The organism is Nonomuraea harbinensis (assembly GCF_019396385.1).
Taxonomy (GTDB): domain Bacteria; phylum Actinomycetota; class Actinomycetes; order Streptosporangiales; family Streptosporangiaceae; genus Nonomuraea; species Nonomuraea ferruginea.
Genome location: NZ_JAHKRN010000010.1, coordinates 153,526 through 169,329, shown reverse-complemented (window position 1 = coordinate 169,329; position 15,804 = coordinate 153,526). Strand labels below are relative to the sequence as shown.

Here is a 15,804-nt window from a genome sequence, read left to right as displayed (position 1 = left end):
GTAGAGCACCGGCCCGGTGCGGGCGGTATGCGCGCCAGGTGAAATCGGGGTAAGCGCCGCCACCGGCGGGCTTGTATATTCCTCCAAATGCGGATACGTGACCTGCTGGCCGTCGGCGAGCCGCGTCTCCGGCTGCTCACCGGCGACCCGGACCGCGCGTTCACCTCGGTCCACATCACCGACCTGCCGGAGCCGGGGCGCTACCTGTCGGGCGGCGAGCTCGTGCTGACCGGCCTGATGTGGCGCCAGGGGCCGGAGGACTCGGCCCGGTTCGTGGCCGCGCTGGTCGAGGCGGGGGTGGCCGGGCTCGGCGCGGGGCAGGCGTGGCTCGGCCACATCCCCGCCGACCTCGTGACGGCATGCGAGCGGGCCGGGCTGCCGCTGCTGGAGGTGCCCACCGAGGTGTCCTTCCGCACCCTGGCCGAGCAGGCCGGGCACCGCCTGACGGGCGACGCGCGCGAGGCGCTCGGCCGCCACCGCAGGCTCGTCGCCGCCGTGGCCGAGGGCGCCGACCTGCCCGAGCTGTTCGCGCTGACCGCCGCCGAGCTGGGCGTCACCGGCGCGGTCGTGTCCGCCGCGGGCGAGGTCATCGTCGGCGCGCCGGACGACCCCGCCGGCCTGGCACGCGCCTACCTGACCGCGACCCGGCTGCCGTGCCTGGCCGGCGGCCACACGCTGTTCGGCGTCGGGCGCGGCCACCGGGCGGGCGGCTGGATGCTCGCCTGCGACGGCGACCTGCTCGACCGGGCCGACCTGGGCTACGAGCTGGCGGCCTGCGTGGCGCTGGAACGCAGCCGCATGGAGGAAGGACGGCGCGTGGAACGCCGGCTCGCCGGCGAACTCCTGGCCGCCGCCCTCGCCGGCGCCGACGCCGCGGAGCTGAACGCCCGCTTCCGCACCTCCGGCCTGGACACCGCCGAGCCGTACGCGATCGTCAACGCCACCGTCACCCACCCCGGCCCAGCCCACCCCGGTCCTGGGGTGCTCGGGGGGCAGGTGCTGGAGGAGTTGCTGGGCCGGGAGATCGTCGCACCGCCCGGCGCCGACGGGGCGGTGGCGGTGGTGCCGCTGCGCGGCGGGGACGTCGCCGATCTGGCCGCCCGCCTGCGCGCCGGGGCCGCGATCCTGTCGGCGCTGCCGGACGCCCGCGTCTGTCTCGGCCTGAGCGGCGCACTCACCGGCGCGGCCGCGCTCCGAGGCGGCGTCGAGGAGGCCGGTCACGCCAGACGACTGGCCGAGGCCCGCGACGGCGGGGTGGTGACGTCCGACGAGATCTACACGCACGCGCTGCTGCTGGCCACCGTCCCCGGCGACGTGCGCAGGTCGTTCGCCGGGCGGCTGCTCGCCCCGCTGCTCGACTACGACGCCGGCCACCAGTCGGAGCTGGTGCGCACGCTCGCCACCTTCCTCGACTGCGCCGGCTCATGGAACGCGTGCGCCGAGCGGATGCACGTGCACGTCAACACCGTGCGCTACCGGATCAAGCGGGTGGAGGAGCTGACCGGCAGGGACCTGTCGACGATGGCCGACCGGGTCGACCTCTTCCTCGCGCTCAGGGCGAGATGACCGGCCGTCACACGCGCACGGTGGGGACGCCGACCAGCTCGTGCACGATCCGCTGCTCGTTCTCCGTCTCGATCCGCCACTTGGCGTTCTCCAGCTCCGCCGCCAGCGGCATCGCCTCGGCGATGTGCGGCAGGGCCGCGTGTGCGTCGCCCAGCTCCCGGCGCGCCCGGGACAGCAGGACGAGGCACTCCAGCTCGCCGAGCCGGTTGCGATGGGCCCGGCTCGCCGCCAGCGCCCGCTCCAGGTGGTCCGCGGCCTCGCCCGGCTTGCCCTCGTCGAGGCAGAGCTCACCGAGTATCCGGCGCATGTTCATCTCGTGACCGGTGTCGCCGATGCTCTCGGCGGCGGCGAGCGCCTCTTCCAAAGGCCCGCGCGCCTCGGCCGGGCGGCCGAGCTTCTGACAGGCCAGCCCTCTCATCATCAGCGCGTAACGCACCCCCACGTCCGCGCCGATCCGCCGCGCCAGCGCGAGCTGCCGGCCGGCGTAGCCGAGCGCCTGCTCGTGCAGCCCCCGCTCGACCGACAGGTTGGCCAGGTTGCCCAGCGTGCGCTGCTCGCTGAACCGGTCGCCCAGCTCCCTGGCCAGGATGAGCTGCGCCTCCAGATGGCCCATGGCCTCCGCCTTGCCCTGCAGGGCCAGGCCGCAGGCGACGTGCCCGTGCGCGTGATAGGCGCCGAGCCGGTCGCCCAGCCGCTCGCAGACGTCCAGCGCCCGCCGGTTCAGCGCGATCAGAGGTACGGGCTCGTGCGCGTACTGCTGATACCAGAACAGCGAGAAGCACAGCGCCACCCCCAGCGCGGCCAGCTCGGAGTCAGGGCCGGCCATGGCCTGCCCGGCCGCCGCCACCAGGTTGGTCTCCTCGCCGGCCAGCCAGGCGATCGCCTCGTCCGGTCCGCCGACGGCGTGCGGCACGGCGTCGACCTCGGGGCCCTCGGCCTGCACCCGGTGCGGGTCCATGGTGGTGACGGCCAGCCGCGCGGAGGCGATGTAGAAGCTCAGCGCCCGGGCGAGCGGCCCGGCGGCGTCGCCCGGCGCCATCTCGGCCGCGAACAGCCGGACCAGGTCGTGGAGCTGGTAGCGGCCCGGGCCCGCGAGGTGTTCCAGCAGGTGGGCGTCCACCAGCCGTTCCAGCGCCCGCTCGGCCTCGTCGGCGCCGGTGCCGAGCAGCGCCGCCGCCACCTCCGCCGTCACGTCGTGCAGGTGCAGCAGGCCGAGCAGGCCCAGAGCGCGGGCGGCGACCCGGTCGATCGGCCTGGCGCTGCCGGCCAGGGCGCTCCAGCTCGACGCCAGGCTCGCCCGTACCGCCAGCTCGCCCGCCTCCAGCTCGTGCAGCCTGCGGCGCTCGTCGCGCAGCCGGCCGGTCAGCGCCGACACGCTCCAGGCGGGGCGGTCGGCCAGGCGCGCGCCCGCGATGCGCAGCGCGAGCGGCAGGCCGTCGCAGAGCCGCACCAGACCGGCCGTCTCCTCGGGGTCCGCCGCCATCCGCTCGGCCCCGGCCAGCTTGGCCAGCACCGTGACAGACTCCGGGAGCGACAGGCGAGGCAGGTGGAGCTGGACGCAGTCGTCGCCGGCGGCGAGCGTCTCGCGGCTGGTCACCACGATGGCGGTGCCGCGCGGAGCCGGTAACAGCGGCAGGATCTGCCCGAGCCCGGCGGCGTCGTCCAGCAGGATCAGCGTCCGCCTGCCGGACAGCGTGCTGCGCCACAGCGCCGCGGCCTCGTCCACGTCGCCGGGGATGGCGTCGCCGTCGATGCCGAACGCGCGCAGGAACCGGCCCAGCACGTCCAGCGGGTCGAGGCCCGGCAGCCCGACCGTGGCCCCGCGCAGGTTCACGTAGAGCTGGCCGTCGGGGTAGCGGTCCTTGACGAGGTTGCCGATCCGCACCGCCAGCGCCGACTTGCCCACGCCCGGCGGCCCGGAGATGACCACGAGAGGGTTCGGCTCGGTGTCGTCCCACGGCGCCAGCAGCCCTTTGAGCCGGATGACCTCCTGGGTCCTGCCCACGAACCCGGCCAGGTCGCGGGGCAACTGGCGGGGCAGCGGGGGCGGTCCGTCACCGGGCCGCTCGCGGGGACCGGCCGCCAGCGCCAGCCGGTGGGAACGGCGCAGCGCCTCTCCCGGGTCCACGCCCAGCTCCTCGCGGAGCAGCCGCCGGCTCTCCTCGTAGACCACCAGGGCCTCGGCGCGCCTGCCGCACCGCACCAGGGCGAGCATCAGCAGCTCGCGCGGCCGTTCGCGGAGGGGATGGCGGTAGGTCATGGCCCGCAGCGGGGCCAGCGCGTCCTGCGGCCTATCGAGCCCGAGCAACGCCTCGGCGCGGTATTCCTGCGCGGCGAGCCGCGCCTCGGTCAGCCGGGCGCGCTCGCTCTCGGCGAAGGGCCCGGGAACCCCCGGCAGCGCTTCGCCGTGCCACAGGGCGAGGGCCTCTTCGAGGTCGGGCAGGGCGCCCGCGTGGTCGCCGCGCAGGACGGCGCGGCGCGCGTGGTCGAGCCGCTCGGTGAAGGCGATGGCGTCCACCCGGGAGCCGTCGAGGCGGAGCCGGTAGCCCCCGGCGGCGCCGACGACCAGCTTCGAGGGCTCGCGCCGCCCCCGGGACGGCTCCAGCGCGTTCCTGAGCCCGGCCACGTAGGTGTAGACGCTCTGCTCGGCCGTCTTGGGCGGCTCGTCGCCCCAGATGCCGTCGATGATGCGCGGAATCGGCACCACGCGCCCCGGCCACGCGGCGAGGATCGCCGTCAGCGCCTGCCGGCGGGGTGGACCGAGATCGATCTCCTTGCCGTCGCGCGCGGCGGTGACCGGCCCCAGGAGCCGGACGATGACGCCCTCGGCCAACGGACTCTCCCACCCGTGGAGCGGACCACGGCGGCGCAGACCGGATCACGGTGAGGGAGCAGGGCCGATCGGGCCGACGTGGCGACGTCTAGAGGAAATGTAGATGCCCCGCCTAGGCTGCTCGCCTACGGGGAATGCGCGGAGACTTCTACGGGTGATGCGCGGAGAAGCGGAGAGAACGAGGGCAGCGGCGACGGGGGTGTGACACGCAGGAGATGGCTCTCACCTGACATGGCGGCCCCGCCGCCGGTCTCACCCGCGTGCTCAGCAACAATAGGCGTCGCCGAGGACGGCGAGAGAGACGGCGGAGACTGCTGCGGGGGCAGACGTTTCCGCATTCGCGACCGTACTATTGCCTGCAACGGCCACCACGGCCCCGAGCAAGGCAACAAGTGCGGACATCGTGAGGCGCGTGCGCATGAGGATCTCCCTCGCGGATCTACGGGACTTGCTTGGAACTTATCATTTCAGGGAGCGACGACCGTGACCACATCTGACCTAGTCGGACTCCGTATCAAGACGGTGCGGCGGCAGCGCGGCCTCTCACAGGCACAGCTCGCGCACCCCGAGTTGTCTGACAGTTACGTCTCCTTGATCGAGAGTGGCAAGCGTACTCCCACGCCGGCGGTCCTGGAGCTGCTGGCCCAGAAACTGGACTGCTCGCTCTCCTATCTGATCAACGGTGTGACGGCCGAGCAGATGGAGGACATCGAACTCTCGCTCGGCTATGCCCGGATCGCGCTGGAGAACGGCGAGGTCGCCGAGGCCCGCAACCGCTTCACCGAGCTGCTCGCGGACAACAACCTGACAGGTCTGACCGAGCTTCGTCAAGACACCGAATTCGGGCTGGCCCTCGCCACGGAGGCGTGCGGCGACAGCGACGAGGCGATCGCCATCCTGCAGCGGCTGCAGGGCGAGGACGTCCCCGCCGAGCGCCGGATCGAGATCGCCATCGCCCTGTGCCGCGTCTACCGGCAGAGCAACCGGCTCGTGGAGGCCGTCGAGATCGGCGAGCGCATCCTGGGCGGCGCCAACCGGCCCGCGTGGTCCGACCTGCTGGTGGAGCTGGGCGCCACCCTGCTGGCGGCCTACTTCGTGCGCGGCGACCACCTGCGCGCCCGGCAGTTCGCCGCCGAGCTGCTCAACGCCGCCGACGCGCTCGGCTCCCCGCGCGCCATGGCCGCGGCCAACTGGAACGCCGCCTTCGCGGCCGACTACACCGGCCACCGGGAGGAGGCGCTCGTCTTTGCCGAGCGGGCCCTGGCGCTGGTGGCCGAGTCCGGTCACCCGCGCCTGCTCGCCATGATGCGGGTCGCGTACGTCCAGCTGCGGCGCCGCGTGCAGCCCGAGGAGGCGGCCTCGCTCCTGGAGCACGTCAACCGCGCCATCAGGGACCAGGAGCAGAGCTCCACCAGCGTGACCGACCGGGCGCGGGCGCTGACCGAGCTGGCCCACGTCGAGTTCATGACCGGCGGCCTCGACCGGGCCCTGGAGCACGCCCACACCGCCGGCGGCCTGCTGTCCGGCGCCGCCGTCGCCCAGGTGCCGCAGACGCACCTGCTGCTGGGGCGGGCGCACAGCGTGCGCGGCGAGGCCGCCGAGGCCGACAGGCACCTGCGGACGATCCGCGACGCCCTCGACTCGGTCCCGCCGTCCTTCCTCTCGGCCGGCGCGTGGTACGCCACGGCGGAGACGCTCTACGAGATCGGCGACGCCGAGGCCAGCGTCGAGGCCTACCAGCGGGCGCTCGCCTGCGCGGGTCTCTGATCGGGGTACGAACCGGGCGGGGTGCTCGGTAGCCTTGAAGGCGCCATGAAGAGTTCCCCGCTCGCGGCCCTCACCGCGATCCTCGCCACGCTGCTCGTCCTCGTCACCGCCGGGCCGGCTCTGGCTCACGACGCGCTCAAGAGCAGCGACCCCGCCAAGGACGCCACGGTCGAGTCCGTGGACGAGATCACGCTGGAGTTCACCGGCAAGATCCGCATGCCCTTCGTGAGCGTACGCGGGCCGGGTGACACCCAGCACCAGGCCGGCGACCCGGAGCTCGACGGGGTGAAGGTGAAGCAGGCGCTGAAGGGCGAGCTGCCCGACGGCGACTACACCATCGCCTACCGGGTCGTCTCGTCCGACGGCCACCCGATCGAGGGCGAGATCCCGTTCACCGTCAAGGGCGCGAGCCCGTCGCCGACGGCGACTCCCACGGAGACGGAGAGCGCGTCCGCGGCGCCGACGGCCGAGGCGACCAGCGCGGAGCCGGCCCCCACCGCCACCGAGCCGGCCGAGGCCCAGCCCGCCGAGGAGGTGTCCGCCGAGAGCGACGCCGCCACCTTCCCGGTCTGGCTCCTGATCGTGGTCGGCGCGCTCGTCGGCATCGGCATCGGGTTCCTCCTGAGCGCCAGGAAGAAGAAGCAGCCGTGACCAGAGCCGCGCGTCTCGCGCTGGCGGCGGCCGGGGCGGCGATCGCCGCCCTCGTGATCGCCATGATCGCCGGAGGCGCGGCGTTCCCCAGGATCATCCTCGGCGTGCCCTCGTCAGGCGTCGTGACCCGCTGGGGGCTGCCGGTCTCCAAGCTGGCCATGGACGTCGCGGGCGTCGCCACGGTCGGCCTGCTGCTGGCCGCCGCCCTGCTGCTGCCCAACGACAAGGGCGTGCTCGGCAAGACCGCGCAGGGCTACCTGCGGGCCGCCTCCTGGGCGGGGCTCGCCTGGGCGGGTGCGGCCTTCCTCACCATGGTCTTCAGCGTCTCCGACGTGTGGGCGCGCTCGGTCCCCGAGATCCTCAACCGCAACTTCCTGGTCGGCTTCGCCACCCAGGAGAGCCCCGGCATCGCGCTCACCCTCGTGGTGCTGTTCGGGCTGTCGATCGCGCTGTTCTCCCGCGGCGTCATCACCGCCGGGGCTGCGGCCGGGCTGCTGGTGCTCGCGCTGGTCACGCTGATGCCGCCGGCGCTCACCGGCCACTCCGCCTCCTCGCCCAACCACGGCCTGGCCATCACCTCGGTCACCCTCCACCTGCTGACGCTGGCTCTGTGGGTGGGCGGGCTGGCCGTGCTGGCCCTGCACGCCGCGCTGAAGCGGCCGCAGCTCGACGTGGCGGCCTCCCGCTTCTCGCGGATGGCGCTGTGGGTCTACATCGGCGTGGGGATGTCGGGCGTGTTCAGTACGCTCGCGCGGCTCACGTCGCTGTCCGACCTGTGGACGTCCAGCTACGGCGTGCTCATCGTGGCCAAGACCGTGGCGTTCGTGCTGCTCGGCTACGTCGGCTGGTGGCACCGCCAGCGCACGCTCGCCGACCTCGGCGCGGGCCGCCCGCGCGCGTTCGCCCGGCTCGCGGCCGGCGAGCTCATGCTCATGCTGGCGACGATCGGGCTGGCGGTGGCGCTGTCGCGCACCCCGCCCCCGCCGGTCAGCCTGCCCGCCGACCGCGCCTTCGACCTCCTCGGCCACCCGGTCCCGCCGCCGATCTCGGCCGCGAACATCCTCTCGCTGTGGTGGTTCGACCTGTTCTTCGCGCTGCTGGCCGCGATCCTGGCCGGGCTGTACGGCGCGGGCGTCGTACGGATGCGGCGGCGCGGCGACGCCTGGCCGTGGGGCCGCACCGCGTCGTGGTTCGCCGGCGTGGCCATCCTGGTGTTCACCACCCAGAGCGGCGTGGCGCGGTACGCCAAGGTCATGTTCGACGTGCACATGATCGAGCACATGACGCTGGCCATGATCGTCCCGATCTTCCTGGTGCTCGGCGCCCCCGTCACGCTCGCGCTGCGCGCGCTCAAGCCCGCCGCCCGGCGCGGCGACCGGGGGCCGCGCGAGTGGCTGATGGCGATCCTGCACAGTGGTTACGCGCGCGTCGTCACCCATCCGGGCATCGCCACCGCGATCTTCATCGCGTCCACCTACGCGCTCTACTTCACGCCGCTGTTCGAGGCCGCCATGGAGGAGCACCTCGGCCACATCCTCATGATCCTCCACTTCCTGGTCAGCGGGTGCCTGTTCTTCTGGGTGGTCATCGGGGTCGACCCCGGCCCTCACCAGCTCCCGTACGTGGGCAGGCTGCTGCTGCTGTTCGTCACCATGCCGTTCCACGCGTTCTTCGGCATCGCGCTGATGATGACCGGCACGCTCATCGCGCCCGGCTGGTACGAACAGCTCGACCGGTCCTGGGGCGGGCCGCTGCTGCAGGAGCAGCAGAACGGCGGCGCGATCGCGTGGGGGTTCGGGGAGATCCCGACCCTCATGGTGCTGCTGGCCATCGCGGTGCAGTGGTACCGCAGCGAGGACCGCAAGGCCCGGCGCGACGACCGGTCCGCGGCGCGTTCCGGCGATCCGGAGCTCACCTCGTACAACGACTATCTGGCCAGGCTCAACGAGCTCGACAAACGCGAGTAGCCGTTCAGGCAGGGCCTGCTATCTTCGCCCGGTGTGACGGCGGCACGGCGGGTAGCCTTTCCCGATAGGGGGTGGCGCGAGCCTGCCGTGGGGGGTGGCGCTCCGCGCTTTCGGCGCCGGCGGTGGAGCCGGCGCGCTCGGGCCTCAGGAAGGCGTGGAGCGGTGATGGAAGTGACGCGCATGCGCGGGGGTGAAAGCCTGGCCGAAGCCCTTGAGGGCAACCTGGCCGAATGGTCACGGCGTACGGGGATCGCGGTGGAGGTGTGGGCGCTGCCCGCGGCCGACGTGCGGCCGCGGGTCGCCAAGGGGGTTCTGGAGGCGCTGGCCGAGGCGCTCGACAACGTGCACAAGCACAGCGAGGCCACGACGGTGTCGATCGCCGTCACGGTGGGCCGCGGCGGTCTGCGGATGACGGTCAGCGACCACGGCAGGGGCTTCGATCTCTCGCGGGCGGGCCGCGGGATCGCCCGCATGCGGGCGGCGCTGGGCGAGGCCGGCGGGTCGCTGTCGGTCAACAGCGTGCCCGGCGAGGGCACCACCGTGACGGGGGTCGTGCCTAAGGCGCGGTGAGGATCTCGCTGCCGGTGGCGGTGACCACGATCGTGTGCTCGAACTGTGCCGTGCGCTTGCGGTCCTTGGTCACCGCGGTCCACTTGTCGGGCCAGATGTCGTAGTCGATCGTGCCCAGCGTCAGCATCGGCTCGATGGTGAACGTCATGCCCTGCACCAGCTCGACCCGGAGCGACGGGTCGTCGTAGTGGGGCACCATCAGGCCGGAGTGGAAGCTGGTGCCGATGCCGTGGCCGGTGAAGTCACGCACCACGCCGTAGCCGAACCGCTTGGCGTACGCCTCGATCACCCGGCCGACCACGTTGAGCTGGCGGCCCGGCGCGACGGCCTTGATGGCGCGCATCATCGCCTCGCGGGTGCGCTCGACCAGCAGCCGCGACTCCTCGTCTACCTCGCCGACCAGGAAGGTGGCGTCGGTGTCGCCGTGGACGCCGCCGATGTAGGCGGTGATGTCGACGTTGACGATGTCGCCGTCGCGCAGCACGGTGTCGTCGGGGATGCCGTGGCAGATCACCTCGTTGATCGAGGTGCACAGCGACTTGGGGTAGCCCTTGTAGCCGAGCGTGCTCGGGTAGGCGCCGTGGTCGACGAGGAACTCGTGGCCGATGCGGTCGAGCTCGTCGGTGGTGACGCCCGGCCGCACGTTCCGGCCGACCTCTTCGAGCGCCTGGGCGGCGATGCGGCCCGCGACCCGCATGCGCTCGATGATCTCGGGGGTCTTCACGTCGGACTCGCCGGTCTTGGGGCGCTTCTTGCCGACGTACTCCGGCCGCTCGATGTGGGCGGGAACCTTTCGCATGGGCGAAATTCGGCCGGGCTGGAGCAGTGTCGTCATGAAACCTGAGTCTACGGGGCAGAATCGACCTCATGACCGATGGCCAGTGGTGGTTCTGCCTCAAGCACATGCGGGTCGAGCCCGACGTGGGCTGCCCCAACAAGGACCGGATGGGCCCGTACGCGACCGAGCAGGAGGCTGCCGGGGCGCTGCAGCGCGCGGCCGAGCGCAACAAGGCGTGGGACGAGGCCGACCAGGACGACGACTGACGGGAGTGCCACGGGTTCCGGCCCGTGGCCTCCGGCTCTCAAGCTGCGATAACGTTCCCTCATGGCCTCATCCGCTCAGCCTCCGACGATCCACGACGTGGCAAGGCTGGCCAAGGTGTCCACCTCCACCGCGAGCCGCGTGCTGGGCAACTACGGCCGGTTCAGCGAGGCGACGCGGAAGCGCGTCCTCGACGCGATCGAGACCCTGGGCTACCGGCCCAACAGCGTGGCCAGGAGCATGGTGACCCGGCGCACCGACACCCTGGGCGTGGTGTGCGCCGACATCAGCAGCCCGTTCTTCTCCGGCGTGGTGCGCGGCATCACCGACGAGGCCAGGAAGTCGGGCTACAGCATCCTGCTGACCAACACCGACGAGGACGTCCGCAGCGAGCGGGAGGCCGTCAACCTGCTGATCGACAAGCAGGTCGACGGCCTGATCGTCGCCACCGCCGACGTCGGCGACGTCGAGCACCTGCGGGCGGTCCGGTCGCACGGCAAGCACGTGGTGCTCTTCGACCGGCCGAGCAGCGCCGTCGGGGCCGACGCGGTCACCGTCGACGACGTCGCGGCCATGCGGGAGGCCGTGACCTACCTCCTGAGCCACGGCCACCGCCGCATCGGCATCCTGACCGAGCTGCGCATCGAGCGCGAGGCCGACTGGGCCACGCTGCTCCGTCCAGGGCTCGACCGCCTGCGCGGGGAGATCAACGCCAGCGCCGCCCGGCTGCTCGGCTACCTGCGCGCCCACCGCGACGCCGGGGTGGAGGTGGACCCGTCGCTGGTCGGCCGGACGGGCGGCTACGACGTCGAGGGCGCGGCCGAGGCCACCCGGCGCCTGCTGGCCTCGCCGGCCCGGCCGACGGCCCTGGTCACCACCGACAACATGATGACGCTCGGCGCCTACCAGGCCGTGCGCGAGCTCGACATCGAGATGCCGCGTGACCTGTCGTTCGTGGGCTTCGACAACCTCGACTGGACCACGCTGGTCCGGCCCGCCCTCACCGTCATCGAGCAGCCGGTGCACGAGATCGGGGCCAGGGCGGCCCGCAAGCTCATCGACCGGCTCAACGGCGACGAGGGCCCGCCCGAGCTCATCGAGCTGCCCACGTCGTTCCTGGTCCGCGAGTCGGTGGCGGCCGTCTGAGAACGTGCGGGGGCCCGGCGGAGATCTCCGCCGGGCCCCGGGCGCGGTCAGGCGTGCTCGCCGCCCGCCGCCCAGCTGTCGAAGCCGGGCTTGTTGGCCAGCAGTCCGAGCTCGATCCGCAGGCCGAGGTCGTTGAGCAGGTAGCGGAACCGGACGCTGTCGTCAGGCTCCAGCCCGTCGGCCTCGACGCGGTACCTGCCGGTCGCCAGGAGCCCGGCCGTGGCCTCCTCGATGTCCGGCACCCAGTAGGTGAGGTGGTGCAGCTGCTGCACCCCGCCGGTGGGGGCCCAGACGCTGCCCTCGGCCGACTCGATCATCTTGACGTGGGCGGGCCCGCTCGCGGCGGTGACGAACCGTACCGGACGCTGCTCGCGCGAGCCGTCGGGGAAGCGGACCACGGTGTCCCACTCCAGGATGTCGCTCCACCCGCCGGCCACGGGCGTGGTGGCCGCGACGGCCTCCTCCAGGTCGTCGACCACGATCCCGACGTGCGCCACGCCCAGGAACCCGGCCGCCATGTCAGCGCGTCCTCTCGTAGGCGGCCGCGCCCGCCGCGGTGATCCGGCCGTCCCTGAGGTCGGCCTCGACCAGCTCGGCCGGGCGCTCGGCCGGGTCGCCGTAACCGCCGCCGCCGCCCGCGCGCAGGCTGACGATCTCACCCGGCAGGGCCGAGCCCTGGCCCTTGGAGGGGAGCGCGGTCTCGGTGCCGTCCTCGTGGATCAGCGCCAGCGACGCGGGCATCCCCGGCCGGCCGCCGGTCAGCCCCTGCGGCGCGAACTCCGGCCGGGTCTGCTCGGCCTCCGACAGGAAGCCCAGCGGCTCGCTGGAGATGTTGCGGTAGTCGGCCCGGATGCCGAGCCCGCCCCGGTGACGGCCGGCGCCCCCCGAGTCGGGGATGAGCGCGTACCGCTCCACCCGCAGCTCGTAGGAGGACTCGATCACCTCGGCCGGGATCAGCTGGCAGTTGGCCATGTGCACGTCGAGGGCGTCGGCGCCGTCGTGGTCCACGCAGGCGCCCGCGCCGCCGGCGACGTTGGCCAGCAGGACCACGCCGTCTCCCGACTTGGGGGAGCGGGACTCGCAGATGAGCACCGGCCAGCCCACGAACCACTCCGCGGACGCGCGGTGCGGCGCCGCCGCGGCCAGCGCCCGGGTGACGATGGACGCCAGGCGCTGCGAGGCCAGGTGCCGGTCCCCGACCGCGGCGGGGAACTCGGGGTTGACCGCAGTGCCGCGGGGCGCGTGGAAGGAGACCGGATCCAGCGAGCCCTCGTTGAACGGCACGTCGGAGGGCATCAGGCACTTCACCGCATAGTGCACCACGGAGCGCAGGGTCGAGTCGGGGATGTTCATCCCGCCGCGCATCTGCGGGTCGGAGCCGGTGAAGTCGAAGTGGATCTCCTCGCCCGAGATCACCGCCTTGACGACCATCCTCACCGGGGCGTCGAGGTCGAGCCCGTCGTTGTCCAGGCAGCCCTCCGCCGTGTAGTCGCCGTCCGGAAGCTTGGCGATCTCCGCGCGGGTCCGCCGCACGGTGTAGGCGAACAGCTCCTCGAACGTGTCGAGCAGCAGGCCGGTGCCGAACTTCCCGGCCAGGCCCGCGAACCGGCCGGCGCCGGAGCGGGCCGCCGCGATCTGCGCCCGCAGGTCGCCGTGGTTCTGGGCCGGGTGACGGGTGTTGGCGGTGATGATGTCCAGCAGGCCCCGCTCGGGAACCCCCTTGACCTCCACCTTCAGCGCCGGGAGGAGCACGCCCTCCTCGTACGCCGACTCCGACCGGGCCGCGGCCGTGCCGGGGGTGCGCCCGCCCCAGTCGGCGTGGTGGGCGATGACGCCGGTGAACCCGACGAGCGTCGCGGCGGCGTCGAAGACCGGGACGAAGATGTTGATGTCGTTGGTCTGGCAGGCGCCCAGGTAGGGATGGTTGTTGATGAAGACGTCCCCGGGATGGATGTCCTCACCCCACTTGTCCAGGCAGGCGCGCAGTGCCGGTGCCATGGACGCGAGCAGGCTCGGGATGTCGAGCGCGGCGGCGAGCATCCGCCCCCGGGCGTCGAACAGCGCGCAGGAGTAGTCGCGCATGTCCTTGACCACCACGCTGAGCGCGGTGCGGCGCAGCGCGGTGCCCATCTCCTCGGCGATGGTCTCCAGCGCATGCCGGACGACCTCGGTGGTGATCGGGTCGGCGCCGTTCTCGCGCGGCGTCATCATGCCTCCTCGCCGGGCTTGTCGTAGGTGATGACCAGGTTGAGGTCGTCGTCGACCCGGAGCGTGGTGCCGGGGACGACCACCGTGGTGGCCTCCCGCTCCTCGACGATCGCCGGGCCGCGCAGCACGGTGCCCGGCGCCAGCGCGCCGCGCTCGTACACCGGGGTCCGCATCCGGCCGGGGCCCTTGAAGTAGACCTCGCGGTGGCGGGCGGGCTCGCCGCCCGCCTCGTCCGTACGGGCCGGGACGCCGGGGCCGTGGTCCAGGATCCCGTACGCCTCCAGGCCGACGGCCACCAGCTCCACCCGCTCCTCGGGGTTGCTGTGACCGAACTCGAACCGGTGCTGCTCGTGGAAGCGCTTGACCGCGTCCGCCAGCGCGCCGGCGTCGAGTTCCGGGGCGTCGATGAGCACCTCGACGTCGTTGTCCTGCCAGGCGTAGCGGAACCGGGCCAGCCGCACGTGGTCCACGCGCTTGACGCCGGTGCCGGCGAACCGCTCGGCGGCCGTCTCGACCATGCCCTGGTACAGGGCCTCGACGTCCTCCGCCGGCACGTCGCCGACGCCGGCGTCGACCACCCGGGCGAACGTGTACTTGATGTCGGAGCCGGCCAGGCCGACCGCCGAGAACGTGCCGGGGCTCGGCGGGATCAGCACGCCGCCGACGTCCACCAGGGCGCCGACGCTGAGCGCGTGCATCGGCCCGGCGCCGCCGAACGGCAGCAGGTAGAAGTCGCGCGGGTCGTGGCCGCGGTTGACGCTGACCACGCGGACGCCCCGGGCCATGATCGCGTCGGCCACGTCGAGGATGCCGATGGCCGCGGTGTCGACGTCCACGCCGAGCGGGTCGGCCACGTGCGTCTTCACCGCCCGCCTGGCCGCCTCCACGTCCAGGGGCATCTCGCCGCCGAGGAACGCCGCCGGGTCGATCCGGCCCAGCACCAGGTGCGCGTCCGTGGTGGTGGGACGCGTCCCGCCCCGGCCGTAGCAGGCGGGGCCGGGCATCGCGCCGGCGCTCTCGGGCCCGACGCGCAGCCCGCCGGCCTCGTCGACGCTCGCCAGGGAGCCGCCGCCCGAGCCGATGGTGTGGATGTCGAACTGGGGCACCAGCATGGGCCGCCCCTCGAACACGCTCTCCCGCTCGACCCTGGCCCGGCCCTCGTGGATCAGGCAGATGTCGGTGGAGGTGCCGCCCATGTCGAACGTGATCTGGTTCGGGTACGCCGACTGCCTGGCCACCTGGGTGGCGGCCAGGACCCCGGCGGCGGGCCCCGAGAGCACCATGCGGTGCGCGTTCGCGGCGGCCTCCTCCGCCTTCATCACGCCGCCGTTCGACTGCATGATGAAGGTCGGACAGGTGACCCCGGCCGGCTCCAGACCGCTCAGGATGCCGGACATGTAACGGGCGACCAGGGGCCGCAGCGCGGCGCTCACCACGGTCGTGCAGGCGCGCGGATACTCCTTGATCTCCGGCGCGACCTCGCAGCCGACCGCCACGGAGAGCTCCGGCATCGCTTCCCTGAGCGCCGCGGCGAGCCGCCGCTCGTGCTCCTCGTTGCGGAACCCGAACAGGAAGGTGATGGCGCACGCCTCGACGTCCGCGGCCCGTACCTCCTCGACCAGGCGCGCGATCTCGGCGCCGGTCAGCGGTGTCACCACCTCGCCCAGCCGGTCCACGCGCTCGGTGGCCTCGAAGACGAGGGACCGGGGCACGTACGGGCGGGGCTTGGCGACCCGCAGGTCGAACAGGTCGCCGCGGAGCTGGGTGCCGATCTCCAGCACGTCGCGGAAGCCGCGGGTGACCACCAGCGCGGTGCGGGGCAGCTTGGACTCCAGCAGGGCGTTGGTCGCCACCGTGGAGCCGTGGCTGAAGGTGTCCAGCGCCGCGACGTCCACGCCGCGGGTGCGGCGGATCTGGGCGATGCCGTCGAGGATGCCGATCGAGGCGTCATGCGGCGTGCTCGGCACCTTCTCGACGACCCGGCGGCCGTCCTCGTGCAGGACGACGACGTCGGTGAAGGTGCCGCCGACGTCGATTCCCAGCCTGGCCATCGC

At 73.1% G+C, this 15,804-nt stretch carries 12 protein-coding genes; 7 read left to right on the top strand and 5 right to left on the bottom strand.

The features are described from left to right. Positions 1-87 precede the first annotated feature (87 nt). On the top strand, positions 88-1,566 hold the full coding sequence (locus tag KME79_RS13705; RefSeq protein WP_219544749.1) for a PucR family transcriptional regulator: 1,479 nt from the start codon (positions 88-90) through the stop codon (positions 1,564-1,566). A 7-nt stretch (positions 1,567-1,573) separates the two neighbouring features. Here KME79_RS13705 and KME79_RS13700 read toward each other — a convergent pair whose 3' ends face one another. Continuing rightward, positions 1,574-4,399, bottom strand: a complete 2,826-nt coding sequence (locus KME79_RS13700; RefSeq protein WP_219544748.1) for an AfsR/SARP family transcriptional regulator — start codon at positions 4,397-4,399, stop codon at positions 1,574-1,576. 483 nt (positions 4,400-4,882) lie between these two features. On the opposite strand from KME79_RS13700, the gene KME79_RS13695 reads away from it, so the two are divergent. The 4 genes from KME79_RS13695 (at position 4,883) to KME79_RS13680 (ending at position 9,354) form a co-directional block, all read left to right on the top strand. Continuing rightward, positions 4,883-6,166: a helix-turn-helix domain-containing protein gene (locus KME79_RS13695; protein ID WP_308248902.1), complete on the top strand. Its 1,284-nt coding sequence runs from the start codon at positions 4,883-4,885 to the stop codon at positions 6,164-6,166. A gap of 45 nt (positions 6,167-6,211) precedes the next feature. Beyond that, a complete protein-coding gene (locus KME79_RS13690; protein WP_219544746.1) occupies positions 6,212-6,817 on the top strand; it encodes a copper resistance CopC family protein in 606 nt (201 codons plus the stop codon). Then, positions 6,814-8,784, top strand: a complete 1,971-nt coding sequence (locus KME79_RS13685; RefSeq protein WP_219544745.1) for a bifunctional copper resistance protein CopD/cytochrome c oxidase assembly protein — start codon at positions 6,814-6,816, stop codon at positions 8,782-8,784. The genes KME79_RS13690 and KME79_RS13685 overlap by 4 nt, the downstream gene beginning before the upstream one ends. A 165-nt stretch (positions 8,785-8,949) precedes the next feature. Further along, positions 8,950-9,354, top strand: coding sequence for a sensor histidine kinase (locus KME79_RS13680; protein WP_148032899.1), 405 nt, complete (start codon positions 8,950-8,952; stop codon positions 9,352-9,354). On the opposite strand, the gene map is transcribed toward KME79_RS13680, so the two are convergent. After that, the gene (gene map / locus KME79_RS13675) at positions 9,341-10,189 is read right to left on the bottom strand and encodes a type I methionyl aminopeptidase (RefSeq protein WP_148032898.1); all 849 of its coding nucleotides are present in this window, start codon (positions 10,187-10,189) and stop codon (positions 9,341-9,343) included. The two genes, KME79_RS13680 and map, sit on opposite strands and share 14 nt — an antisense overlap. Positions 10,190-10,221: 32 nt before the next feature. On the opposite strand from map, the gene KME79_RS13670 reads away from it, so the two are divergent. Both KME79_RS13670 and KME79_RS13665 read left to right on the top strand, forming a co-directional pair. After that, positions 10,222-10,398, top strand: coding sequence for a hypothetical protein (locus tag KME79_RS13670; protein WP_187281273.1), 177 nt, complete (start codon positions 10,222-10,224; stop codon positions 10,396-10,398). A gap of 61 nt (positions 10,399-10,459) precedes the next feature. Continuing rightward, a complete protein-coding gene (locus tag KME79_RS13665) occupies positions 10,460-11,542 on the top strand; it encodes a LacI family DNA-binding transcriptional regulator (RefSeq protein ID WP_148032897.1) in 1,083 nt (360 codons plus the stop codon). A gap of 47 nt (positions 11,543-11,589) precedes the next feature. Here the strand turns inward: KME79_RS13665 and KME79_RS13660 are convergent, their stop codons facing one another. From KME79_RS13660 to KME79_RS13650, 3 genes are read right to left on the bottom strand one after another with little or no spacing between them, the layout of a single operon-like run. Continuing rightward, a complete protein-coding gene (locus KME79_RS13660; protein ID WP_219544744.1) occupies positions 11,590-12,060 on the bottom strand; it encodes a VOC family protein in 471 nt (156 codons plus the stop codon). 1 nt (position 12,061) lies between these two features. Then, a complete protein-coding gene (locus KME79_RS13655; protein WP_219544743.1) occupies positions 12,062-13,753 on the bottom strand; it encodes a hydantoinase B/oxoprolinase family protein in 1,692 nt (563 codons plus the stop codon). Then, positions 13,750-15,801 (bottom strand): hydantoinase/oxoprolinase family protein, encoded by a 2,052-nt coding sequence (locus KME79_RS13650; protein WP_219544742.1) that lies wholly within the window; start codon positions 15,799-15,801, stop codon positions 13,750-13,752. Before KME79_RS13650 ends, KME79_RS13655 begins: the two co-directional genes overlap by 4 nt. Positions 15,802-15,804: the final 3 nt, after the last annotated feature.